Annotated in this window: 22 protein-coding genes and 1 tRNA gene; 6 read left to right on the forward strand and 17 right to left on the reverse strand. The window is 40.8% G+C overall.

Features of this window, described 5'->3' with window-relative positions; all coding sequences use genetic code 11:
* Window positions 1-102: 102 nt before the first annotated feature.
* From flgA to flgN, 3 genes are all read left to right on the forward strand, one after another.
* A complete protein-coding gene (gene flgA / locus AN214_RS04225; protein WP_054978549.1) occupies window positions 103-819 on the forward strand; it encodes a flagellar basal body P-ring formation chaperone FlgA in 717 nt (238 codons plus the stop codon).
* A gap of 131 nt (window positions 820-950) precedes the next feature.
* Complete coding sequence (gene flgM, locus AN214_RS04230) at window positions 951-1271, forward strand: flagellar biosynthesis anti-sigma factor FlgM (protein ID WP_010560744.1); 321 nt, start codon at window positions 951-953, stop codon at window positions 1269-1271.
* 3 nt (window positions 1272-1274) lie between these two features.
* Entirely contained in the window at window positions 1275-1688 is a 414-nt protein-coding gene (flgN, locus tag AN214_RS04235) for a flagellar protein FlgN (protein ID WP_054978550.1), read from the forward strand.
* Between the two features lie 28 nt (window positions 1689-1716).
* Here the strand turns inward: flgN and AN214_RS04240 are convergent, their stop codons facing one another.
* Complete coding sequence (locus tag AN214_RS04240) at window positions 1717-2184, reverse strand: LPP20 family lipoprotein (RefSeq protein ID WP_152960704.1); 468 nt, start codon at window positions 2182-2184, stop codon at window positions 1717-1719.
* Between the two features lie 111 nt (window positions 2185-2295).
* Here AN214_RS04240 and AN214_RS04245 point away from each other — a divergent pair, with 111 nt between their 5' ends.
* On the forward strand, window positions 2296-3444 hold the full coding sequence (locus tag AN214_RS04245; RefSeq protein WP_054978552.1) for a flagellar assembly protein T N-terminal domain-containing protein: 1149 nt from the start codon (window positions 2296-2298) through the stop codon (window positions 3442-3444).
* A 200-nt stretch (window positions 3445-3644) separates the two neighbouring features.
* On the opposite strand, the gene AN214_RS04250 is transcribed toward AN214_RS04245, so the two are convergent.
* The 10 genes from AN214_RS04250 to rppH form a co-directional block, all read right to left on the reverse strand.
* Window positions 3645-3721, reverse strand: a tRNA-Arg gene (locus AN214_RS04250).
* Between the two features lie 80 nt (window positions 3722-3801).
* The gene (locus AN214_RS04255) at window positions 3802-4362 is read right to left on the reverse strand and encodes a FlgO family outer membrane protein (protein WP_054978553.1); all 561 of its coding nucleotides are present in this window, start codon (window positions 4360-4362) and stop codon (window positions 3802-3804) included.
* A gap of 10 nt (window positions 4363-4372) precedes the next feature.
* Entirely contained in the window at window positions 4373-5026 is a 654-nt protein-coding gene (locus AN214_RS04260; RefSeq protein ID WP_054978554.1) for a FlgO family outer membrane protein, read from the reverse strand.
* Entirely contained in the window at window positions 5026-5625 is a 600-nt protein-coding gene (locus AN214_RS04265; RefSeq protein ID WP_054978555.1) for a FlgO family outer membrane protein, read from the reverse strand. The genes AN214_RS04260 and AN214_RS04265 overlap by 1 nt, the downstream gene beginning before the upstream one ends.
* Window positions 5626-5713: 88 nt before the next feature.
* Window positions 5714-6592 (reverse strand): UTP--glucose-1-phosphate uridylyltransferase GalU, encoded by an 879-nt coding sequence (gene galU / locus AN214_RS04270; RefSeq protein WP_054978556.1) that lies wholly within the window; start codon window positions 6590-6592, stop codon window positions 5714-5716.
* A gap of 24 nt (window positions 6593-6616) precedes the next feature.
* Window positions 6617-7468 carry a thymidylate synthase gene (locus AN214_RS04275; protein ID WP_054978557.1) on the reverse strand — a complete coding sequence of 284 codons (852 nt, stop codon included), beginning with the start codon at window positions 7466-7468 and terminating at the stop codon, window positions 6617-6619.
* Window positions 7465-8256 carry a prolipoprotein diacylglyceryl transferase gene (lgt, locus tag AN214_RS04280; RefSeq protein WP_054978558.1) on the reverse strand — a complete coding sequence of 264 codons (792 nt, stop codon included), beginning with the start codon at window positions 8254-8256 and terminating at the stop codon, window positions 7465-7467. Before lgt ends, AN214_RS04275 begins: the two co-directional genes overlap by 4 nt.
* 19 nt (window positions 8257-8275) lie before the next feature.
* Window positions 8276-9079 (reverse strand): sulfite exporter TauE/SafE family protein, encoded by an 804-nt coding sequence (locus tag AN214_RS04285; RefSeq protein ID WP_010560754.1) that lies wholly within the window; start codon window positions 9077-9079, stop codon window positions 8276-8278.
* A 14-nt stretch (window positions 9080-9093) separates the two neighbouring features.
* The gene (gene ptsP / locus AN214_RS04290) at window positions 9094-11370 is read right to left on the reverse strand and encodes a phosphoenolpyruvate--protein phosphotransferase (RefSeq protein WP_054978559.1); all 2277 of its coding nucleotides are present in this window, start codon (window positions 11368-11370) and stop codon (window positions 9094-9096) included.
* Between the two features lie 14 nt (window positions 11371-11384).
* Window positions 11385-11894: an RNA pyrophosphohydrolase gene (gene rppH / locus AN214_RS04295; protein ID WP_010560756.1), complete on the reverse strand. Its 510-nt coding sequence runs from the start codon at window positions 11892-11894 to the stop codon at window positions 11385-11387.
* Between the two features lie 421 nt (window positions 11895-12315).
* Here rppH and mutH point away from each other — a divergent pair, with 421 nt between their 5' ends.
* Window positions 12316-12993 carry a DNA mismatch repair endonuclease MutH gene (gene mutH, locus AN214_RS04300; protein ID WP_054978560.1) on the forward strand — a complete coding sequence of 226 codons (678 nt, stop codon included), beginning with the start codon at window positions 12316-12318 and terminating at the stop codon, window positions 12991-12993.
* 106 nt (window positions 12994-13099) lie between these two features.
* On the opposite strand, the gene eno is transcribed toward mutH, so the two are convergent.
* From eno to rlmD, 5 genes are all read right to left on the reverse strand, one after another.
* Window positions 13100-14392: a phosphopyruvate hydratase gene (gene eno / locus AN214_RS04305; RefSeq protein ID WP_054978561.1), complete on the reverse strand. Its 1293-nt coding sequence runs from the start codon at window positions 14390-14392 to the stop codon at window positions 13100-13102.
* Window positions 14393-14497: 105 nt separating this feature from the next.
* On the reverse strand, window positions 14498-16132 hold the full coding sequence (locus tag AN214_RS04310; protein WP_054978562.1) for a CTP synthase: 1635 nt from the start codon (window positions 16130-16132) through the stop codon (window positions 14498-14500).
* Window positions 16133-16237: 105 nt separating this feature from the next.
* The gene (gene mazG / locus AN214_RS04315) at window positions 16238-17029 is read right to left on the reverse strand and encodes a nucleoside triphosphate pyrophosphohydrolase (protein WP_054978563.1); all 792 of its coding nucleotides are present in this window, start codon (window positions 17027-17029) and stop codon (window positions 16238-16240) included.
* Entirely contained in the window at window positions 17029-19215 is a 2187-nt protein-coding gene (gene relA, locus AN214_RS04320) for a GTP diphosphokinase (RefSeq protein WP_054978564.1), read from the reverse strand. The genes mazG and relA overlap by 1 nt, the downstream gene beginning before the upstream one ends.
* Window positions 19216-19220: 5 nt before the next feature.
* Window positions 19221-20543 carry a 23S rRNA (uracil(1939)-C(5))-methyltransferase RlmD gene (gene rlmD / locus AN214_RS04325; RefSeq protein WP_054978565.1) on the reverse strand — a complete coding sequence of 441 codons (1323 nt, stop codon included), beginning with the start codon at window positions 20541-20543 and terminating at the stop codon, window positions 19221-19223.
* A gap of 91 nt (window positions 20544-20634) precedes the next feature.
* Between rlmD and barA the strand changes: the two genes are divergently transcribed.
* Window positions 20635-23406, forward strand: coding sequence for a two-component sensor histidine kinase BarA (barA, locus tag AN214_RS04330; RefSeq protein ID WP_054978566.1), 2772 nt, complete (start codon window positions 20635-20637; stop codon window positions 23404-23406).
* A 117-nt stretch (window positions 23407-23523) separates the two neighbouring features.
* Here barA and pdxJ read toward each other — a convergent pair whose 3' ends face one another.
* Window positions 23524-24255 (reverse strand): pyridoxine 5'-phosphate synthase, encoded by a 732-nt coding sequence (gene pdxJ / locus AN214_RS04335; RefSeq protein ID WP_054978567.1) that lies wholly within the window; start codon window positions 24253-24255, stop codon window positions 23524-23526.
* Between the last annotated feature and the right edge of the window lies 1 nt (window position 24256).

The raw sequence follows: 24256 nt of genomic DNA on the forward strand, positions 1-24256 counted from the left end.
CTTGCTTCTTTGTTATTGTACTACCGTATAACATTGATGTGCCATAATTTTGACACTCGCTAGTTATACCTTGTTTTACCCATAAAGCATAGTCGAAACATTATGAGTTTGTTTAAAAAAAATCTTTATTTCTTTATTTTAATACAAATTGCTGCGCTTGCTATGACTTCACTCAAAGCAAAGGTTTACAGTAAGTTAGAATTGCAGCAAATCGCAATAGATTATGTTGCGGATAATAGACAACCCAACCCTAACCGACACCCGAATTCGCAATTGTCGATTACGGCATTACCGCTCGATACTCGTATCAAAACACGAACATGTCAGCGCGAGTTACAAGTAAGTGCCGCAAACCCTATCAATACTAATCGGCAATCTACTATAAAAATTAAGTGTTTAGATCAAAATAATTGGCAAGTTTTTGTGCATGTAAAGCAATTAGAGCTCATTGAAGTGATTACAGCTGCAAAAGGGATCAGTAAAGGACAACGAATTACCGCGCAACATTTAACCAGCAAGCAAGTTGCAAAGCATTTAACGCGTTCGAATCAATTTAAATCGAGTACTAACTTAGTAGGTAGCCGCAGTAAACGAAATGTTCGTGCGGGACAAACTATCAACTACAATTATATTTGTACTATTTGTAAAGGCGATAAAATTACTATTTTGGCAAGCTTTAAAGGCATGACAATTAAAACGCAAGGTGAAGCGCTTGAAGATGGACGCATAGGCGACAACATTAGTATTCGCAATGTAAAATCTAAAAAGAAAATTCAAGCAAGAGTTTTAAACACTGAGCTGGTAAAAGTCACAATTTAGCGCTGTACTCTAGTAGAAATTTCAGGTTAAATAAGAGTTTACAAATTTAATAAAAATAGTGCATTTTTTATTAAAGGTTGTACCCGAGATGCCGATACATAAGATGTGAAATCTTAGTAGAGAGAACTGTCATGGTTAATCAAATAAATCAAGGCTCAAACAGCCAAGCAAACGTCAGGCTTGAAAGCTCTAAGCAGCAAGCGTCTGAAACTGCTAATAAACAAGTGCAAGTGAATACTGCTACTGCAAAGGCAACTAGCGATTCAGTAAGCATTACACCGCAAGCTCAACAGCTTAAAAAGCTAAATGAAAAAGCGGAGCAATCATCAGGTATTGATGAGAAAAAAGTAAACGAGCTTAAAAAAGCGATCGCTAACGGCGAGTATAAAATTGATGCAGAGAAGCTTGCTGAAAATATCAATAAGCTTGAATTTAAACTTTTCGGTCGATAGTTTATGAATCTAGAACAGATATTAGCGCAACAACTTGATGAGTTGAATACTATGGCTGACATCCTAAAGCAGGAATTAGAAGCGATAGTTGCGCGCGATCATGAATCGTTGATATCTGTTGTTGAAAGCAAAGTTGCATCGTTGCAGTCAATTCAGCAACGTGACCAACACATTGCCAAATTAATTGTTCAAGACGGTATTGATAAAGCTGAATATCAGCCAACAATCAACCAAATTAATCAGGTATTAGCTGACTGCAAAAAGCAGAATGACGTGAATCAAGTAGCAGCAAATCAAAGCCAGATTGCTTCACAAAAATTAAAAAATATCTTGTTTGGTAAAAGTCATACCGGATACGACAAAACGGGCAAATCTTTCTCTCTACCTAACCCGATTGCTCGCGGGCTAAAAGCGTAATCTGAATTTACTAATAAAAAGTAACCTGCTAGTAGTAGGTTACTTTTTTTACGTTTCTTGGTTTTGTTTGACCAATATATAAGTCATGCACCAATTTCATATCTAGCTCAACTTCTGTTGCATACGTATCACCCACAGCGTAGCTTTTGGTCACTTTCGCACCACGTACAACACCTTGTACACGTACTTTCAAAATATCATTACTAGCGATCAGACCTTTAACGCTCGTTTGCGCGTCAACTTTTTGTCCGTAGACTTGTTCCGCGAGCTCACGATAAGCCTCAAGCTTTGATGCCTTCATTGCCATAATCGATTTTTGCTCTATTGTTGTACCGGGTTGCAAACTGATCGGTGCATACCCTACCGCATACAGCACTGGGTAGTTATCTGGTGTTTGGTATTCATATTCAATATGTTTATCAAATAGTTGGCTACAGCCACCTAATAAATATAAGCTCGTTACCAGAGTTGATGTTTTGAAAATTGATTTCAACATGTTGCCACCATACAAATGCATATTACATTTGAATTAGCAATTTTCGCGCCACTGTATAGTTTGGTACAGAAATTGAATATACAGACTAAGGTTTAAATTGAGAGCTGCGCTATGCGACATCTAGTATTACTTCTTTTTATTGTGAGCTTTTCGTCCCATGCAATTTGGTATGAATCAACCGGCCAAGCCAAAATACGCAATGGTAATGTTGAACAAGCTCGAATGATGGCAACCGAAAACGCTATTCAGCAAGCTCTACTTTTTTCAGGTGCGCAAGTTACTAGTCTACAGCAAGTGGTAAATGGCATTTGGCAAACACCAAGTACCCAAGTTTACTCTCATGGCGCAATCGATCAGATTGAAGTAATTGATGAAATTCAATCAGACAACACGCTCTCAATTACACTTAGACTAGATATTTTAGATAATAGCGAGACTTGCCAAAATTCATCGATTAAAAAGAATGTGGCTCTAACAAGAACAGGTTTTAAGACTCCAAGCCATGCAACGTATGGTCAAATTTTTGAATTACCAAAAGCATACAGCGAAAAGCTCGCAAAGCATTTGTATCAGTTTACCCATTTATTCAACACAAAAGCCGATATTAACCGTAAGCTTAATACCAAAAACCTGTTTACCGCTCATTTTGATGCCGACTCAAGCGCCCTTATTCAACAAATTGCCGACCAAAACAACAGTCAGTTTGTCTGGATTTCGCAAATAGAAGACTTATCTCTTGGTGAGCAACAGAGTTCATCGTTAGCATTTTGGCAAAATAAAGCTTATGAACGTTTTTTCTCGATTAATACGGCGCTATACAATGGCTTAACTGGCGAACTACTGAAACAAACACACTACGATACATTTGCCACCTGGCAAACCAAAAAAACAGCCCGTATCGATGTGAACAGTGAAAAATTTTGGACCATGCCTTATGGACAAGCAATATCAGATATCAATTTAAAGCTTGGCCAAGATTTAGCAAGCTATCTTGCCTGTATTCCAGCGCAAGCACGTATTTTAAGCGTCGACCACGATACCGTGATCATTAGCCTTGGCGCTGAGAATAATCTAGTGAAAGGGCAAAAGCTGCAAGTAGCACTGCGCAAAGGATTTAATCAAAAGCAGCTTATTATTAATACTGATTACCAGTTGAGAGTCACTCAGGTAAATCAAAACACCGCCATTGCCCAAGTGATAGGCGACAAACTCCTGGCAAATGTACAAATTGGTGATTTGGTTACGTTAGCAAGCTTCTAAGGGGCTAGAGCCAGGACAAGCTTAGCATTTAGTTTCAATAACCTGTTCTATCGCAAAATAACTCGGTTTAAATACGTAACCTTCAAGAAATACGTTAATCACGCGGCTACAAAACAATAAAAGATAGCTCGATTTAAAAGATGCTTGATGACGTTCAAATAACAATTAAAAAAGACGGGTTAAAACTTTATAGACTTTAATGGCGTTCCCGGCAGGAGTCGAACCTGCGACCCTTCGCTTAGGAGGCGAATGCTCTATCCAACTGAGCTACGAGAACAATATCATTTATTCAAGATTATCAAAGAGTAAAAAGAGAAAGCAAGCAACTTATAGGAAACGAAAGTTTACCTTTATGTGCTATTCATCAAATGCAACACTGTACGGAATTGTGTATTTGGCGCTAGCTATTATACGCTGGTCGCTCAAGCTAGTAATGCGAGAGTTAACCACCACACCGTTACTTTTATATAGTAAAGTACCACTTAACACGGCATTTATAACACCTTGAGAGTTTAGCTGTTTAACATCACGAGAATAGGTGTAATCACCATTACCATCTATGCGAACAACTGGCATGACTTTATGGTCTACTACATTTAAACCATATGCCTGAACTTCTGTCAGCATCGATTCAGCAAGTTGATTTCCAAATCGACTTGCATACTGCAAGTTATCATCTAAATCAACAAATGATGTTACGGCTAAGCGAACCAGCTCCGGCTCTACATCAAGGTTAGCCATCAATTTCATTGCGATTTGTTCCGCATATTCATCAAGCAAATAGTCATTAATTGGTGCAATTCGATTCGCTGGTTGATGTTGTGCAACAGGATACACTTTCTTCTGTTCTTGAGATTGTTGCACTGTAGTTTGACAACCAGAAGCAAGTATTGCTACTCCCGCGATTAAATGTTTCATAAATACTGCCCTAACCTTTTCGTAACGGAATACCATCGTTGTTTTTGGTATTTTGCAGTGACTTTATCGCATAATCTGGCACAAGCCCTTGCGCTGACGCCACTACTGCTTTCGACTTTATGCCAATGATTCTAGCATTGACTAAATATCCCTTCTGATGCTTCGTTAGGGTACCTGATAACACATAATCTATTGGTAAATCCGAACGTAACTCCATGTAGTCCCGACTAAAAATATAGTCTCCTTCCGTACTCACTCGGAAAAAATCAGTGGTCTTGTAATCCAAAACAGGTAAACCTAGCTTATGAATTTCATGAATAAAACTTTCAGCAATCTGATTACCAACTAAATTAGTTTTTTGTAAATCACTATCAAGCAGCACAAAGCTAGTCACAGCAATTGGAGTACTTTGGTTAACGTATTTAACATTATCTGCAAGTTGATGCATTAATCCTCGAACATAATGGTTAATATTTTTAATTTCTTTAACCGTCCCCTTATTCGCCATAAACGAGTCCGCACTGTAAGCTTGAAAACGACTATCTACTTGCTCCGTTGTTTCGTCACTAGCTGCAACTGTTGTATTGTTACCCAATGTAGTACATCCAACCACAACAGCAGCTATTGATGCGACCCCGATTGATTTAACCATGCGACCCTTCATTAGTATGTACTCCTATAAAGTTTTCCATCACGTAACGATATCTTGCTTTGCTGCCAATTAACGTTAGCTGGGAACATTTCGGTTGCTGCCGAAACAACCCGTTTATCAGATAAGTCTATTAATCTTGCACTCACTAAAAAGCCCGTTTCAATCTTGCTGATTGTACCTGTTAAAAAATAATCAACAGCCAAGTTGTCAGACAACTGTGATTTGTCGCGTGTCAGCATAATGTCTTGGGTATCGGCAATTGTGATGTATTCTGAAGTTTTAAATTCTATAACGCTTGCACCAACTTGCGTAAAAAGTGTCTGAAGACTTGCTTGAACTTGATTGCCAAGAGTCAACAATTGCGGGTCTTGTTTGTCTTTAAGATCTTGCTCTGGCAAGAAAGTCCCCACTGCAATACGATTGTCTGCATTTAACTTAGGCATGGTATCAAACATAGTTACGGCAAGCTGCTTTGCAAAGCTATAAACATTTCGTTCAGATACATTGGTTTGATTGAATACTTTAGCTTCAATTGGCTGTGTGATTACAGGCTCACTTGAGCAACCCAACAGTATAAGGCTAGTAAAACCAATGCAAAAAATTTGTTTCATTTGTGACACCTTCAAACACATTGACATTACAAAAATAAAGCAAAAAAAATGCCACTTTGAAGTGGCATTCTCAAAAAGTATTTAAAAACTATAGTAATGATTGAATATGGGCCTTTAACTCATCTTTAAGGTCATCACGACGCAGTGCATATTCAATATTGGCTTTCATATAGCCAATCTTTGAGCCGCAGTCGTGGCATTTGCCTTTCATGTAATAGGCATCGACTTGCTGCTCTTTCATTTGCATTGCAATGGCATCGGTAAGTTGAATCTCATTTCCCGCGCCTAACGGTGTTTTCTTAAGTAGCGGCCAAATGGATTGATCTAGAACGTAACGCCCTACCACTGCAAGATTAGAAGGTGCTTCATCGCGTTTTGGTTTTTCAACAATATTTTTGATTGCGGTACTGCCACCAGGTAACAGCTCATTGCCATTAATATTCACAATACCAAACTTATCCACGTCTTCATCAGCAACCTTTTCAACCATTATTTGACTATGGCCAGTTTCATTAAAACGGGTAATCATGTCGGCAAGGTTATCTTTATTTAAATCGCAGCTCACGTTATCTAGAATTACATCAGGTAACACCACGGCAAACGGCGCATCGCCAACGATTGGTCTGGCACACTCAACAGCGTGACCTAACCCTTTTGCTTCACCTTGACGTACGTGAATAATCGTCACGTCTTTTGGGCAAATCGCCTGAACTTCTTCAAGTAATTGACGTTTAACGCGGCGCTCTAACGTCGCTTCTAGCTCAAAACTCGTATCAAAGTGGTTTTCAATCGAGTTTTTACTCGAATGCGTCACCAATACAATTTCTTTGATGCCAGCTGCGGCAACTTCTTCAACAATGTATTGAATTAATGGTCTATCGACGATTGGAAGCATTTCTTTTGGAATAGCTTTGGTTGCTGGCAACATACGTGTGCCTAAGCCTGCTACAGGAATGACTGCTTTCATTATTATTCTCTTCCTTAATTGTAGTTATACGGCAAATGGGTATTTAATCGCCTCGTGATATTGATAGCCTTCCACCGTAAAATCATCGGTAGTCACCCAGGCTTCAATATCTTCTAGCGTTTTAATATTTGGGTTAATGGTTAAGCTTGGTGATTCAAACGGCTCGCGCTTTAGCTGCACATCACGCATTAACTCAAGTTGGTTTTCATAAATATGGGCATTTACGATTTTATGGTACGCCTTACCCGCTTTTAATCCGCAGATTTGTGCCATTAATGCTAATAGTACAAAACATTGAATCTGATTAAAGTTAAGACCAAGCGGCACATCACAGCTGCGCTGATAAGATGTTAGATAAAGCGTATCACCTAACAACGAAAAGGTATGAGTATGCATACATGGGCGTAAACAGCCCATATCAAACTCACCTGGATTGTAAAAAGTTAAGATTTCGGCGCGATCATCAACGCCATTTTTAAGGTTATCAACAATCTTTTTCAATTGATCAAGCGTTGTACCATCGGGCTTTTGCCAAGCACGCCCCTGAACGCCATAAACACGGCCCATATCATCTTCACCTTTACGGTGCGGATTGTTTAGCCACGCGCTGTTTTCATTAGCATTGGCATTCCAGGTATTACAACCAATCGCTCTGAATTGTGCGGCGTTGTCGTAGCCACGTAAATAACCCAATAACTCGGCTATCGCCGCTTTATAAAAACTTTTACGAGTGGTGATTAACGGGAACTTATTGTTCGCTACATCGTATTCTAGATCAGCGTTTATCACCGTTAGGCAGCGAATACCGGTGCGTTTATTTTCTACCCAGTGGCCTTCATCAACAATACGCTGACATAACTCTAAATATTGTTTCATGCATTACACTCTTTTTGTTGGCGTTTTGCAGCCCAGAACATTAAACCAAGGCCAGCTAAAATCATTGGAAGCGACAAGATTTGCCCCTGCGAAATAATACCGCCATAAAGGCCTATATGTGCATCTGGTTCACGGAAGTATTCAACAATAAACCTAAAGAAGCCGTAACCAAATAAGAATAAGCCACCAATAACACCTTCAGGGCGCGCCTTTCTATTTACAAACTGAATGATCGCAAAAAGCACTAAACCTTCTAAAATAGCTTCGTAAAGTTGCGACGGGTGGCGCGCCACAGGGCCACCTGTTGGAAATACCATCGCCCAAGGCACATCAGAGGCACGGCCCCATAATTCACCGTTAATAAAGTTACCGATGCGGCCAAAGAACAAACCTAAAGGCACTAACGGTGCAACAAAGTCACCAACTCCCAGCAAGGTTTTATTTTGTTTTTTGGCAAACCAGGCTATCGCCGTTACTACACCAATTACACCACCATGGAACGACATGCCGCCTTCCCAAATTTTAAATAAATACAGTGGGTTTTCTAAGAAGTAGCTAAATTGATAGAAGAATACATAACCAAAACGGCCGCCTAAAATAACGCCAAGCATACCGTAAAATAATAAGTCACTAGTTTGCTCTTTAGTCCAACCACTATTTGGTTTACTTGCCGCGCGCGATGCTAAAAATGAAGCCGTTACAAACGCAATCAAATACATCATGCCGTACCAGTGCACTTTTATTGGACCTATCTCAATAAACACTGGATCAATATTTGGAAAATCCACTTCTTTCCACCTTTCCTTTTTAACTACTTAACATTCTAATTGCGACAATCACTAACAGCGCCGCAAAAATACGTTTTATTATTTTTACTGGTAAATACTGCGCCGCTTTTGCGCCAAACTGTGCAAAAAACGCAGACGTTAATACAATTCCGATTAATGCTGGTAAATAAACGAAACCAATAAAGCCCTCGCTTACATCATGATATTGCAAACCTAAGCTAATATAACCGACTACGCCAAAAGTAGCGATTAAAATGCCACTCAATGCCGCACAACCGATGGCTTTTCGCATATCGAGTTTAAAATGCGTTAAAAACGGCACTAACAACGCACCGCCACCAATACCCACCATGCCAGACACCGCACCAATAACACTGGTTCCTAGGGTTAAAATACTGCCGTGAGGCAATGCTGATTGTGCTTTTGGTTGATGCGGTAAAATCATTCGTAGCGCGATAAAAATAACGCAGCTGGCAAAAATCAACTGTAGCGTATCGTTACTGATACCTGTGGCAATCACGCCACTTAATAATGCACCAACTGATACACCAACTAATACCCAAGGGGCTATTTTCCATGGAATATTTTGATTTTTATGATGTGCGTAAGCGGAGCTTGATGAGGTAAATATAATCGATGCCAGCGATGTAGCGATAGCAACCACCATGGCTTGATCGGCAGGTACTAAATTTAGCGCTAGTAGAAGGTAGCTCAACACCGGTACAATAATTAATCCACCACCAATACCAAGCAGTCCAGCCAAAAATCCAACCAAGCAGCCAAGCGCCATACAACTAAAAAAAACTATCGAAATATCAGACATGAACAACCTAGGTTTTAGTGGACTGCGCTAGTATACAGAATTTGGCTTAATTTGTGATGAATTATAAATTCTCTTAATAACCGATGCACTTGTTTTGCGTTTTTTGCCGCCAAACAGGTCACCAACAGTTGTTCCATATCGCTGGCGTTTAAGCGTCGTAGTACGTATTTTACTTTATTAATTGCGCTTGGACTCATACTTAAATCACGATAACCCATAGCCACTAACAATAACGCGCCTTCAGGGTCAGCAGCCAGCTCACCACACAAACTAAACGGTAGCTGATAATCGATACATTGAATCGCAATGTCGTTAAGTACGCGCAATATTGCCGGGTGATAACTATCAAATAAATTCGCAACTCGCGCGTTAGTTCTATCTACCGCCAGCATATATTGCGTTAAGTCATTACTTCCCACCGAGCAAAAATCAACGCACTTAGCCCACTCAGGTAATAAATAAACACTCGACGGTACCTCAAGCATAATACCGACTTGCGGCATTTCTAACTTTCCTTGCTCAGGAAGCCACTCATCTTGCAACTCAAAAAAGGCTTGTTGAATAAGGCGCTTTGATGACTCCACCTCATTTACATCAGCCACCATAGGCAACATAATTTTTAAATTACCTAACCCCATATTGGCTTTCAGCATAGCTTTTACTTGCTCTAAAAAAAGCTCAGGGTGATCTAAGCTGATACGAATACCACGCCATCCTAAAAATGGATTTTCTTCTGAGAAATTAAAATAGCTTAAGCATTTATCACCACCAATATCCAATGTACGCATGGTCACAGGCGACGGATGGTAGGCTGATAGTATTTCACGATACCAGGCTTCTTGCTCTGCCAAACTTGGAAATGCGTTTTGTTGCATAAACCAAGCTTCGGTACGATATAAACCTATGCCATCTAAATACTTAGCATTTATCAAATCATTTGAAACTTCAAGCCCGGTATTGGCATACAAGCTTATTTCTTCCCCATCAAGCGTTACTGCCTCTAGCTGATACTCGGCATCAAATGCATCGTGCAAACGTGCATCTTCTCGCTTTAACTTGGAATATTCGTTAATAAGTGCTTTGGTAGGCGAAATATAAACACGGCCTGCATACGCATCTAAAATTAAAAACTTCTCTGCCACATGGGAAATTGGTAAGCCAGATAACCCCCAAATTGCGGGAATACCCATTGCACGCGTCAAAATAGAGGCATGTGAGTTTGCCGCACCACTAATGCTCACCACCCCAGCTAGCATCTCCCTTGGAATTTCCGCAAGCATGGTCGGTGTTATGGTATCGGCGACCAAAATAATTGGCGCATCAAAATGATGCTTTTTATATTCACTGTTGAGCAAATGATGTAATACGCGAATACCAATATCTTGAATATCAATGGCGCGCTCACGAATGTAGGTATCTTGCATTGCCATAAATTGAACAACCAAGCCTTCAATCACTAACTTTAATGCACTTTTAGCACACCAGCCTTCATAAATTTTAGCTTCAACTTGATCCCCTAAACTCTTTGCTTCAAGCAGTTGTTCATAAACGGTAAACACCGCCAACGTTTCTTGACCAAGATCGCTATCAAGTTGTGCAGCCATGCGACGAAATTCTTTACGAGTGGTTATGACCGCATGGTGGAAAAGTCGAATTTGTTCACTATGAGCATCGCATTTCATCAATTCTAATTGACTAAAATCGATACTTGGCGCCATCACATAGGCTTTGCCAAGTGCAATGCCTGGGGCTGAGCTTAACCCTTTTAAACAGGTAGTCTTTTGCTCAGATTCGCTAAATTCGAGTAAATGTTGAACTTCCGCATTCGCTAACTGCGCTGCCAATTGGGCTGATAAGGTAACTAAAAAAGATTCTTCATCTTGGCTAAATACTCTTGCGAGCTGTTGCTGCACAACTATTACGCCAAGGATCTTACCTTGATGCACAATAGGTACTGCTAAAAATGCGTTATAGTTTTCTTCGTCAACTTCAGGTGCAAGTTTGAATCTTGGGTGGGATTTTGCAAACGCAAGGTTGATGGCTTCTTCGCGCTGGGCAACTAATCCAACTAAACCTTCGGTGAAACCAATTCTGAATTCACCAACCGCTTTAGGGTTAAGACCATCTGTTGCCATCAAAACAAATGCGTCTTGTGCATAATCAGCAAAATAAACCGAGCAGCACTGTGTTTTCATAGTGCTTTTAACACTTGAAACAAAACACTCAAGCGCCGCTTTTAAATTACTTTGCTGCGACACTTTTTGCGCGATTTCTCGTAATGCTGTTAGCACAGTTACCTCATTAATTAGCGCCTATTCCGCCAGCCTTGGTCTTTTTTATGAAATGGCATTGCATGAGGTGCAAACTCTTTCATAACGCGGCGGTAAACGTCTCGTTTAAACGAAACGACTTGGCGTACAGGATACCAGTAACTGACCCAGCGCCAATCATCAAATTCAGGATGATTAGTTTTAGACAAATCAACGTCTTCATCGGGACAGCGTAATTTAAGTAAAAACCATTTTTGCTTTTGACCTATACACACTGGACTTGAATCTCGGCGAATTAAACGCTTTGGTAACTTATAACGTAACCAGTGTTTAGAGCTTGCAATGATTTCAACGTCTTCGGGTTTTAATCCAACTTCCTCATTCAGTTCTCGGTACATGGTTTGCTCGGCAGTTTCACCTTGGTCAACGCCACCTTGTGGAAATTGCCACGAGTGTTGACCATAACGTCTAGCCCAAAATACCTGTCCCTGATTATTACAAATAACTATTCCAACGTTGGCACGGAACCCTTCGGCATCTATCACCCGCATGTGCCTCTTTTAATTCTTAATATAGCTCGATTGTTCCATAATCCGTATCTAACAGCAAATGAAAAACCAGCATATACTCAGGTTACCCACAAGTTGTGAATAAAACTAAAAATAAACGCACATTTCTCAAACAAATCCACAATCACCTATTCAAAAAGCACACTTCTCCACAGATTCTGTGGATAACATTGTTTATATTTGTGTATTTAGTGCATAAATACAGCAGAGCAGTTAGTAAAACCACAACACCATAAAAAATATTTTCATATATATCAGTTATTTAAGCTATTTAAACACAATAAAATAGGCACATTCAAAAAGCAGTGCATTTTATAACCAAACAAAACAATCCTTTAAGGTTATCCGTAATCGGTAAATTTGCTAAACTGCGATTTTAATTTATAGCGCTTACTGTATGACTAAACCCCTACCACCTGCTAGTACCTCTGAACTTATGGCGCGCGTTAACGATATCGCTGGTTTAACGTTAGGAGAAGTAGCAGCAAGCTATGCATTCAACACACCGGAAAACTTATTAAGAGAAAAAGGCTGGATAGGCCAACTTATTGAGTATGTGTTGGGAGCGACCGCAGCTTCAAAGCCTGAACCCGACTTTGAACATTTAGGTATAGAACTTAAAACATTACCCATTTCATACAGTGGCAAACCATTAGAAACAACTTATGTGTCAATTACACCACTTACCAATTTACACGGTGTAACTTGGCAAAACTCAGTTGTGAAGAAAAAGCTGTCGCATGTTTTGTGGTTACCGATTTTATCAGAGCGCGAACTTGCACCAACAGACCGCATTATTGGCAATGGTTTTTTATGGCAACCAAGTGCGTTGCAAGAGGCACAGCTAAAAAAAGACTGGGAAGAGCTTACAGAGATGATTGCGCTTGGCAACATTGAACAGATTAACGGTCATTTTGGTCAAGTACTGCAACTGCGCCCAAAAGCAGCCAATAGCAAAGCCCTTACCCAAGCTATTGGACCTAACGGCAAAGAAATTTTGACCTTGCCACGGGGGTATTATTTAAAAACAGAATTTACCCGGCAAATATTAGCCGAACAGTTTGGCGTTGGGTAAAAGAAAGCTTTTAGAGTTCAGGATTAAGAGAGGAAACCTGAAATCTGAAAAATAAAAAACCGCTGCAAAACAGCGGTTTTTTATTCAGCTACAAATTAAGTGTCAATTACTGACCTTTAATTTCGCTACGACCATTGTAAATCGCTTTTTCAGCTAGCTTTTCTTCGATACGAAGAAGTTGGTTGTACTTAGCAACACGGTCAGAACGACATAGTGAACCAGTCTTAATTTGACCTGCCGCAGTACCTACAGCTAAATCAGCAATTGTTGCATCTTCAGTTTCTCCCGAGCGGTGCGAGATAACCGCTGTAAAGCCAGCTTCGTGCGCCATTTGAATTGCTTCAAGTGTTTCAGTAAGTGAACCAATTTGGTTGAACTTGATTAAGATTGAGTTCCCAATCTTTTCATCAATACCACGCTTTAAGATCTTAGTATTGGTTACGAATAAATCGTCACCAACTAGCTGTACTTTGTCGCCGATCTTATCTGTTAGTACTTTCCAACCTGCCCAATCGCTTTCGTCTAAGCCGTCTTCAATTGACACAATTGGGTAACGTGCAGAAAGATCCGCTAGGAAGTCAGCAAAACCTTCTGAATCAAATACTTTACCTTCACCTTTCAGGTCGTATTTACCATCTGTGTAGAATTCAGATGAAGCACAGTCTAGCGCAAGCGTTACATCTTCATTCATTTTGTAGCCAGCAGCTTCAACCGCTTTAACGATTACAGCAAGCGCTTCTTCGTTAGATGATAAGTTTGGTGCAAAACCACCTTCATCACCAACAGCTGTGTTTAAGCCACGTGCACTAAGAACTTTCTTCAGGCTGTGGAAGATTTCTGCACCCATGCGAAGTGCTTCTTTAAAGTTAGGTGCGCCTACTGGCTGAACCATGAACTCTTGAATGTCTACGTTGTTATCCGCGTGCTCACCACCGTTGATGATGTTCATCATAGGTACTGGCATTGAAAACTTACCCGGCGTACCGTTTAGTTCAGCAATGTGTTCGAATAACTCTTGACCTTTGTCTTGAGCCGCTGCTTTAGCGTTCGCTAGAGAAACAGCTAGAATCGCGTTCGCGCCCAGTTTTTCTTTGTTTTCTGTGCCATCAAGATCAATCATGATGCCATCAATGTCTTTTTGCTGGTGAGAGTTTTTGCCGATTAAAGCGTCAGCGATTGGACCATTGATGAAATTCACCGCATTTAAAACACCTTTACCTAAGTAACGGCTCTTGTCACCATCACGAAGTTCTAGTGCTTCGCGGGTACCCGTTGATGCGCCCGATGGTGCACATGCACGACCCCAAATGCCATTTGCTAAATGTACTTCAGCTTCAACAGTTGGGTTACCACGTGAATCCATTACTTCACGACCAATGACTTTTACGATTTCAGACATCTTATATCCTCTTTCCCATAAAGGTTGTTGTGCTAAGCCTGCGAAGGGTTCAAAATCACAGGCAGTTAAAATAAAAAAGCCGCGACACAGGTCACGGCTTAGTAATTAATTTTCGTCTTTTTGTTGCGCGTATGCTGCACCCACGAAGCCTTCAAATAAGCGGTGGCCATCGCGAGGTCCTGAGGTAAACTCAGGGTGGAACTGAGCCGCTACAAACCACGGGTGGTTAGGATGCTCAATCATTTCAACTAGCTTCTTATCTTCTGATAAGCCAGAGAAAACCAAGCCTGCTTTCTCAAGTTGCTCAACGTAGTGGTTATTCACTTCGTATCTGTGACGGTGACGTTCGAAGATTTCCGCTGCGCCGTATACTTCACGCGCTTTAGTACCTTCAATTAAGTGACACTTTTGCGAACCTAAACGCATTGTACCGCCAAGATCAGACTGTTCAGAGCGCTGCTCAACGTTACCTTCTTTATCTAACCACTCAGTAATTAAACCAATAACTTTGTGCTCAGCGTCTGCATCGAATTCTGACGAGTTTGCGCCTTCAAGGCCTGCCACATTTCGGGCAAACTCAATAAGCGCAACCTGCATACCTAAACAGATACCTAGGTAAGGTACTTTGTTTTCACGGGCGTATTGTGCCGTTAAGATCTTACCTTCAACGCCACGACCACCAAAACCACCCGGTACTAGAATACCATCAAGGCCTGCTAAAATTTCAACGCCTTTTGTTTCAACGTCTTGTGAGTCTACATACTTAATATTAACCGTTACACGGTTTTTAAGGCCTGCATGCTTAAGTGCTTCGTTAACTGATTTGTAGGCATCTGGTAGTTCGATATATTTACCAACCATACCAATCGTAACTTCACCGTTTGGATTTGACTCTTGATATAAAACTTGTTCCCATTCAGCAAGATCTGCTTCAGGTCTTTCAATGTGGAAGCGACGACATACTAACTCATCAAGACCTTGCGACTTAAGCAGCGCAGGGATTTTATAAATACTATCAACGTCTTTTAATGAGATAACGGCTTTTTCTTCTACGTTAGTGAATAACGCAATCTTTGCACGCTCATTTGGTGGAATAGCGCGATCTGAACGACAAATAAGGATATCAGGTTGAATACCAATCGAACGTAACTCTTTTACTGAGTGTTGTGTTGGTTTCGTTTTCACTTCGCCCGCAGCACCAAGGAAAGGCACTAGTGTTAAGTGCATATATAGTGCAGCTTCACGGCCAAGCTCAGTACCTAGTTGACGTAATGCTTCAAGGAAAGGTTGTGATTCAATATCACCTACCGTACCGCCAACTTCAACGATAGCAACATCATAACCTTCTGCACCATCCAGTACACGGCGTTTGATATCGTTAGTAATATGTGGAATAACTTGAATAGTTGCGCCAAGGAATTCACCACGACGCTCACGACGTAATACGTCTTCAAATACACGACCCTGCGTAAAGTTGTTACGCTTAGTCATTTTGGTGCGAATAAAACGCTCATAGTGACCTAAGTCTAGGTCAGTTTCAGCACCGTCTTCAGTAACAAATACTTCACCGTGCTGAATAGGGCTCATAGTGCCAGGATCAACATTAATGTAAGGATCAAGCTTTAGAATCGTTACGTTAAGACCGCGCGCTTCTAAAATTGCAGCCAATGATGCTGCAGCAATACCTTTACCCAAGGAGGAAACAACCCCGCCTGTAACGAAGATAAATTTTGTATTCATGTGAACCCTAAGATGTCAGGAATTAATAGACAATATTGCCGTTAAAGGCAATCAAAAAGACGGGAAAACATTATACTAAAAGTTGCCATTTTGCTCAAATGAAATTTACGCTTTCTCAAGCTTTTTAACACGCCGCCAAACCGCTTCCATTTCTTCAAGGCTTGCTTCTTTCATTGGTTTTGACTTGGTAATGGTTAATTCAACCGAATTAAAACGCCTTACAAACTTATTATTAGCGTTACGCAGTACCTGCTCAGCGTTAAACCCTGAATGGCGAATTACATTTACTAAAGCAAACAGTAAGTCCCCCAACTCTTCAGCTAACTTTTCATCTGGCCCGTGTGATTCTAGCTCTTCGCGTACTTCTTGAAACTCTTCTTCTACTTTATCAAGCGCGCCTTTTACTGATGGCCAATCAAAGCCAACACTGGCAACACGTTTTTGAATTTTTTGCGCGCGTGTCAGCGCTGGTAATCCATGTGGGATATCATCGAGGGTATTCGTTTTTGCTTTTTGTTTACGTTCAGCCGCTTTTTGTTCTTCCCAATTAGCTTTTAACTGCGCTTCAGAAAACACCTCTTCATTGGCAAATACATGAGGGTGACGGCGCACTAATTTATCGCAAATGGCCGCAACAATATCGTCAAAGTTAAATAACTGCTGCTCTTTGCCAAGTTGGGCATAAAAGATAATTTGAAACAGTAAATCACCCAACTCATCTTTAAGTTCAAGTAAATCCTCTCGCTCAATACAATCGGCTACTTCATAGGCTTCTTCAAGTGTATGCGGCACTATTGAGGCGAAATCTTGCTGCAAGTCCCAAGGGCAACCACCGTCAGGGTCGCGCAGTTTACTCATTATATTAAGCAGAATTTCTATATTATGACTTTGACTCATTAGGTTCTTACCGCCGAAAAAACGCCATCAACTTGTGATAGCTTAACTAACAGTTTATTCATCTGCTCAATATTGTTGATTTCAATCTTCATTTCAAAAATTGCGGTTTGACGCGCATTATTGGTTTGCAGATTCATATTCAGCACATTGGTTTTCTCATTAGCAAGCACTGACGAGATATCACGCATTAACCCTTGGCGATCGTTTGCTTCAATGCGAATCGTTACCGCATAGTGTTCACACACTTCATCGGCCCAGCTCACATCAATAAAACGTTCTGGAAATTGGCTTCGTAAATGTTCTAACTGCTCACAGTCACTTCGATGCACTGCAATGCCGCGCCCTTGAGTTATAAACCCTTGTACGCTATCGCCCGGCACTGGTTCACAACACTTGGCAACATGGCTTAATAGACTGCCTACACCATCAACAACAATACCGTTTTTATCGCCCTTGCGCGGTTTTGTTGATTTACGGAACTTAGGGAGCTCATCATCTTGCGGTAGATGTTTATTTTGTAAAAAGTTAATCAGCTGGTTTATGCGCACATCCGCAGCACCAACCGCAACTTGTAAATCTTCTATCGAATTCAAGTTAAAACGCGTCAATGCAGGTTTTAAGTCTTTGGTTTGCAAACTCAGTTTAGCAAGTTCCGCATCCAAAATTTCTTTACCAGCGGCAAGGTTTTTATCGCGGTCTTGTTGTTTAAACCAGTGATGAATTTTAGAGCGCGCGCGTGAGGATTTGACATAACCTAATGACGGGTTTAGCCAGTCTCGACTTGGGTTAGGTTCTTTTTGGGTAAGAATTTCAACTTGGTCGCCAGTGTGAAGTTCATGGGTAAACGGCACAATTTTGCCGAACACTTTTGCACCAATACAGCGGTGTCCAACATTCGAGTGAATGTAATAAGCAAAATCAAGCGGTGTCGCGCCCTTTGGTAAGTCGAGAATATCGCCGCGTGGTGTAAACACGTATACACGGTCTTCCACAACTTGGTTTTTAAGCTCTTCTGCAAACTCTTCGTCGTCGACAACTTCTTCTTGCCACTGTAGTAACTTTCTTAGCCAACTGATTTTTTGTTCGTAACCTGAGTTTTTACCCGGCAATGACCCTTCTTTATAAAGCCAGTGCGCGGCAACCCCAAGCTCTGCATCTTGGTGCATGGCTTGGGTGCGAATTTGTATTTCAACGGTTTTGCCTTCGGGTCCAAATACCACAGTGTGAATAGATTGATAACCATTAGCTTTTGGCGTCGCAATATAATCATCAAACTCTTTATTGAGATGACGCCAGTTAGTATGCACAATACCCAACGCCCCATAGCAATCTTGTAATTCGTTAACTACGACGCGCATGGCGCGAATATCAAACAGCTGGTCAAATTCGTAATTTTTGTTTTGCATCTTTTTATAGATGCTGTAAATGTGTTTTGGTCGACCGTAAACTTCGGCTTCAATGCCCGACTCGGCAAGCTTTGCTTTTACCAACGCCACCATGTTGCTCATGTAACTCTCACGAGCGATGCGTTTATCATCGAGTAGTTTAGCGATTTCTTTGTATTTTTCAGGATGAAGGTAACGCAGTGAAAGGTCTTCAAGCTCCCACTTTAATTGACCTATACCTAAACGGTTCGCCAGTGGTGCAAAAATGTTGTCTGTTTCTTTGGCGGCAATTACTCGCTCTTCTTCAGAGGCATTTTTTAGCTCGCGTAGTAAACACACTTGCTGAGCTAGTTTAATAACAACCGCGCGTACGTCTTCAACCATAGCCAATAACATACGGCGAATATTATCAATTTGCGTACTACCTTTTCCCTGGAAGCTTAGCGCACCGAGCGCCGCCATTTGTTCAACACCTTTTAACAGCTCAACAACTGATTTTGAAAAGTGTTTGCTTAAATGCTCTTTATCGAGCTTGCCGTTTAAATAAAGTGGCGTTAGAAATGCGGTTAACAGGGTTTCAGCATCCATATTAAGCTCTGCGAGAATTTCGACAATTTCCTTACTCGCAGGCAAATTGCTTTCAAATTCGTCGTCTAATTTTTTTTGCTCGCAATATGCTAGGCAAGAATCATAAGCACACTCAAGCTGCCGTTGCTTATCGTCGCTTAAGGCCAACATCTCTAGCCAAGCTTGAAAGCCTTCTAGATTAGCAAGTAAGTGCGATTGCCTAATGGATACCATGTCTATTAATTCTCCTTTTCAAACAACGCCATCGTTTCAATATGGGACGTATTAGGAAACATATTCATCAATGAAATTTTACTCACCTTAAAGCCCGCGTTAATTAAAAGCTTGCTGTCACGTGCCATGGTTACTGGGTCACATGCAACATAAAGTATACGAGAAAAACGCTTTAATTTAAGTTGAGTTAGAATATCAAACGCCCCCATACGTGATGGGTCTAGCAATAGTACCGAATACTCACGATTAAACCAGTCTTGCGACTTAATATTTTCAGTTAAATCTTGGCAATAGAAATCGATATTATTTAGTTGGTTATGTACTGCATTGCGTTTGGCAAACTCAATTGCCGATGCGACCCCTTCCACCCCAACAACGGTATTCGATTGTGTTGTAAGTGGTAAGGTAAAATTACCCACACCGCAGAATAAGTCGAGTACATTGTCTTGCTTAGTTAAGTTCAGCCACGTAAGTGCCTGTTTAATCATGGCTTGATTAACCTTGGCATTGACTTGAATAAAGTTATCAAAACCAAAAAACAAGGTTAATTGATAATCATCCAATTGGTAATAAGGTAATTCATCGCCTGTAAAAGTACCTTTTTCGCTATTTAGCACCAACTGCCAATCATTCTCATGGCAAATACGCTGGAGCTTTGCAATATCGTTATCTTTAAGTGGCTTAGTATGGCGCACAATTAAATAATTACCGCTTTCAACCGAACACAATTGCAAATGTGAAATCGCATCACCCGCTTTCAACTCTGGGAGCAAGTTACGTATTTCGGTAAAAACAGCCTGCCAAGGTTTAACCAGTACGTCGCAGCTTTCGATATTAATGATTTTCTTTGATTGCTTTTGTCTGTAGCCAACCAAAAAGTTATCTTTTTGCTTATCGTAAATTACCGCAATACGGCCACTACGACGATAATGAGTCGGGTCGCTTGCTAACGCATCACACCAAGGTAAATTATTTACCTCGGCGAATTTTTCAAACAATTTAGTTACTGCTGCCTGCTTTTCAATAACTTGCTGAGCAACCTCTAAATGCTGTAATTGGCAACCGCCACATTGGCCGTAATGTTGGCAAAATGGCGCAACGCGATGCTCACTTGGCGTAATCACCTTAACGGTTTGGTATTTTTCGAACTTACTTTTATTCGCCAATTGTTTAGCTAAAACAGTTTCGCCTGTTATTGCGCCTTCAACAAATGCCACTTTTTTATTGCTACGCGTTACACCTAGCCCTTCATGGTTCATTGAGTCGATACTTAATGTTTGTTTCTCTTCTGAAAGTTGCTTTTTTTGCGGTTTAAAAAACCTTGCCACTGTGATTACCCTATAAATTGTTTGCCTAATATCGCTTTAGTCTTTAACCTTAACTCAGTGTCATAATAATTTATTATAACAATCGCACCCGATGAGTAGATTTGGCTTAAGAGACTGGATAATACTATTAACTTTAGTACCCACCTTAACGGTAGGTATTATCCTAGGCAGTTATTTTACCTTAACTCGCTATCAAGAACTTAACGATTTTCTCGCCGAACAAGGGCAAACCATTTCCACACCGCTGGCAAAAGCCATAGAACATGCGCTAAACAGCAACAATATTGTTGAATTAAAGTCGGTTATTAGCAACACACACAATCAACACGCTCCGCTCATAAAATCAATTGTATTATTCAACGCCAATCATGAACTTATTCTCACCAGTAACTATTACCCTGAGATAGAAGAGTTTAAATTTGAGAACGGTAACGCATTGCCAAAACAGCTTTACATTAAACAATTTGAAAAAAGCATTCTGTTTTCGCTGCCAATTTTCGATAAAAACGCACTTTCACAAGACAGCTTATTAATTTCCCAGCATTTACCAGTAAAAGCCTATGTAAACGTAGAAATTAGTAACGATCGCGCAGTGATTGCGCGACAAAGTGCTTTGCTGTTTAGTATTGTGATTATTGGTTTAGCCGTAGCCATCGCGTTAGTAATTGCGTTTCGTTTTTCTAATCGCTTAAGTGACCCAATCAAAAAGCTGGTGTTTGCGGTTGACCAACTAAAAAGCGATGAATTAGAAACCGGACTCGATGAGCGTATGGCAGGCGAGTTTGAAATTTTAAGACGCGGACTTAATGATATTTCGGCCAATATGGTTACGCAAAAAGATGAAATGCAGCGCCATATCGACCAAGCCATTAGCGATTACCGCGAAACGCTTGAACAATACGAAACACAAAACATAAAGCTAAATTTTGCCAAGCGCGAGGCGCAAAGGGCAAACCAGGTTAAATCCGATTTCTTAGCGAAAATGAGTCATGAGCTCAGAACGCCGCTTAACGGTGTTATTGGCTTTACCCGCCAGTTATCTAAAACACCGCTCAATAAACACCAAAAAGATTACCTCGATACCATCGAATTTTCGGCTAAAAGCCTGCTCACTATTATTAGTGATATTCTAGATTTCTCAAAGCTTGAAGCGGGTGCAATGGAACTTGAGCATATTCATTTTCAATTGCGCGATACCATTAACGAGGCACTCACCTTATTAGCGCCGAACGCCCACGAAAAGCACATTGAATTATCGCTATATGTTGCTGATGGAATTTCCGATCATGTGATTGGCGACCCTACCCGCTTTAAACAAATTTTAATCAACCTTATTAGTAACGCGATTAAATTTACAGACAATGGTAGCGTTACTATTGATGTAACCGGCCGTATGTTAAGCGACCATAAACAAGCATTGCTTATTTCTGTCAAAGACACCGGCATTGGCATCGATAGCAATAAGCAAGATTCGCTGTTTTTGGCGTTTGGTCAGGCCGATTCCAGCATTACCCGTAAGTTTGGTGGTACCGGTCTAGGTTTAATTATTACCAAACACTTAGTTGAAGCTATGGGCGGTAAAATTTCCTTAAATTCAGCGCTAGGTAAAGGCAGTTGCTTTACCTTTAATGCTGAACTTGAAATTCCAAAACATCAATATGCGATAGACTTACCACTTGGTCCGTTAGAGCAAAAACGCGTGTTATTCTTTGAACCATTTGAACACAGCTTTGAAGCTGGCAAAGAATTGTTAGAAAGCTGGCAGTTAAATGTGACTGCATGTGCAACATTTGGCGAATTGGAAGAATCGCAAAATCAGGCTTTTAATTTTGATATTGGCCTGCTTGCTGTGAACATTGACCCCAACGACCTACACGCATGCCGCGAACTAATTAAGCGTGCACGGGAAAAATGTGATTACCTATACGTATTAGTTAATACCATATCGCATAGCTATCGCGAGGTGGTCATTAATGCCGGCGCCGATGCATGTTTGTCAAAGCCAATGAACCATCGCAAGCTGTGCCATACACTTGCCGCCCCATACAGACTTGATCACCCGACCATTAGTACTCCAGCAACAGATAAAGAAACATTGCCATTAAAAGCGCTTGTGGTAGATGATAACGATGCTAACTTGCGCTTAATGTGTGCACTACTGCGCGACAAAATTGAAAGTTTTGATACCGCACATAATGGCGCGCAAGCGGTTAGCCTTGCAAAAAGCCGCAAGTACGATGTGATACTGCTTGATATTCAAATGCCGATTATGGACGGCGTAACCGCGTGTAAACTCATTTTAGAATCGTCTCTTAATGAGCAAACACCGATTATTGCCGTGACTGCGCATGCCCTTGCTAGTGAAAAAGAATCGCTGTTAAGCAATGGCTTTACCAGTTACTTAACCAAACCGATCGATGAAGAAATTTTAATGAAAACCATCGCAGAGTTTGGTTCAAAAAATTATCAACCGAAAGTACAACCCGCCAAATTAATTAGCAGCGAACCACCGTTTTCGAGCAATATGATTGATTGGCAGTTAGCATTACAACGCGCTGGCGGAAAAGAAGACCTCGCGAACGAAATGCTGAGCATGTTATTGCTTAGTATTCCCGAAACACAAAAGTTAATTAGCGAAGCCTTTGGCGATAGTGACAGCAAAGAACTATTAAGTATTATCCATAAATTTCATGGCGCCTGTTGTTACACTGGCGTGCCCAAAATAAAAAATCTCGCAGAAACTATCGAAACCGCGTTAAAACAAGCACAAGCGCTTAAAGACATCGAACCAGAAATATTTGAACTGCAAGATTGTTTATCGAGTTTAATGCAAGATGCTGGGGCAATTCAGAGTGTAGAGTAAAAGTTTACTGTTAAAGTAGAGTGAAGATTTTGACGGGGACTTGTTAGTTTAATCTCTTCTAAATAATGGAATAAGTACTGGAATGTCGCTGCTTCTAAAAGCAGCGACAAACACAATTTACATTCTTGCTTCTAGCATTAAGCGTTTCATATCTGAAACCGCTTTTGCTAAGCCATCAATCGCTGCACGCGCAATAATGGCATGGCCAATATTAAGCTCGTAAATTTCTGGAATGGCGGCGATTGGTTTTACATTATGATAATGCAAACCGTGACCTGCGTTTACGGTTAAACCTAAACCTGCTGCGTATTTACAACCAGCGGCGATACGCGCTAGTTCTTCATCACGGTCTTTATCGTTTTCAGCGTCTGCATACGCGCCGGTATGAATTTCAACAAATGGCGCTTTTACTCGGGCACATGCATCAAGTTGCGATTCAATTGCATCAACAAACAGCGATACTTTAATACCGGCTGCACTGAGTTTTGCTACTGCATCGGCAATTTTTGCTTCGTTGCCAACTACATCTAGGCCGCCTTCGGTGGTCAGCTCTTCACGTTTTTCTGGCACTAAACATACGTATTCTGGATTTACCTCAAGCGCTATACCTATCATTTCATCGGTAACGGCCATTTCTAAATTCATACGCGTTTGAATGGTTTTTGCCATTACATATACATCACGGTCTTGAATATGGCGGCGGTCTTCACGTAAGTGAATAGTAATACCATCTGCACCAGCGTGCTCTGCAACGGTTGCTGCATGTGCTGGGTCTGGAAATTGCGTGCCACGGGCTTGTCTTAACGTTGCGATATGGTCAACATTGACCCCTAATAAAATATCTTTCATA

Source organism: Pseudoalteromonas sp. P1-9 (genome assembly GCF_001399975.1).
Taxonomy (GTDB): Bacteria; Pseudomonadota; Gammaproteobacteria; order Enterobacterales; family Alteromonadaceae; genus Pseudoalteromonas.

Coding starts and splice junctions, on each gene's coding strand:
- mazG (WP_054978563.1), bottom strand. CDS start 17,029: ATGAGTCAAAGTCATAATATAGAAATTCTGCTTAATATAATGAGTAAA.
- AN214_RS04255 (WP_054978553.1), bottom strand. CDS start 4,362: ATGAAACATTTAATCGCGGGAGTAGCAATACTTGCTTCTGGTTGTCAA.
- mutH (WP_054978560.1), top strand. CDS start 12,316: ATGACTAAACCCCTACCACCTGCTAGTACCTCTGAACTTATGGCGCGC.
- flgM (WP_010560744.1), top strand. CDS start 951: ATGGTTAATCAAATAAATCAAGGCTCAAACAGCCAAGCAAACGTCAGG.
- AN214_RS04260 (WP_054978554.1), bottom strand. CDS start 5,026: ATGAAGGGTCGCATGGTTAAATCAATCGGGGTCGCATCAATAGCTGCT.
- AN214_RS04285 (WP_010560754.1), bottom strand. CDS start 9,079: ATGTCTGATATTTCGATAGTTTTTTTTAGTTGTATGGCGCTTGGCTGC.
- pdxJ (WP_054978567.1), bottom strand. CDS start 24,255: ATGAAAGATATTTTATTAGGGGTCAATGTTGACCATATCGCAACGTTA.
- eno (WP_054978561.1), bottom strand. CDS start 14,392: ATGTCTGAAATCGTAAAAGTCATTGGTCGTGAAGTAATGGATTCACGT.
- AN214_RS04245 (WP_054978552.1), top strand. CDS start 2,296: ATGCGACATCTAGTATTACTTCTTTTTATTGTGAGCTTTTCGTCCCAT.
- flgA (WP_054978549.1), top strand. CDS start 103: ATGAGTTTGTTTAAAAAAAATCTTTATTTCTTTATTTTAATACAAATT.
- galU (WP_054978556.1), bottom strand. CDS start 6,592: ATGAAAGCAGTCATTCCTGTAGCAGGCTTAGGCACACGTATGTTGCCA.
- barA (WP_054978566.1), top strand. CDS start 20,635: ATGAGTAGATTTGGCTTAAGAGACTGGATAATACTATTAACTTTAGTA.
- AN214_RS04275 (WP_054978557.1), bottom strand. CDS start 7,468: ATGAAACAATATTTAGAGTTATGTCAGCGTATTGTTGATGAAGGCCAC.
- flgN (WP_054978550.1), top strand. CDS start 1,275: ATGAATCTAGAACAGATATTAGCGCAACAACTTGATGAGTTGAATACT.
- AN214_RS04265 (WP_054978555.1), bottom strand. CDS start 5,625: ATGAAACAAATTTTTTGCATTGGTTTTACTAGCCTTATACTGTTGGGT.
- AN214_RS04240 (WP_152960704.1), bottom strand. CDS start 2,184: ATGTTGAAATCAATTTTCAAAACATCAACTCTGGTAACGAGCTTATAT.
- AN214_RS04310 (WP_054978562.1), bottom strand. CDS start 16,132: ATGAATACAAAATTTATCTTCGTTACAGGCGGGGTTGTTTCCTCCTTG.
- relA (WP_054978564.1), bottom strand. CDS start 19,215: ATGGTATCCATTAGGCAATCGCACTTACTTGCTAATCTAGAAGGCTTT.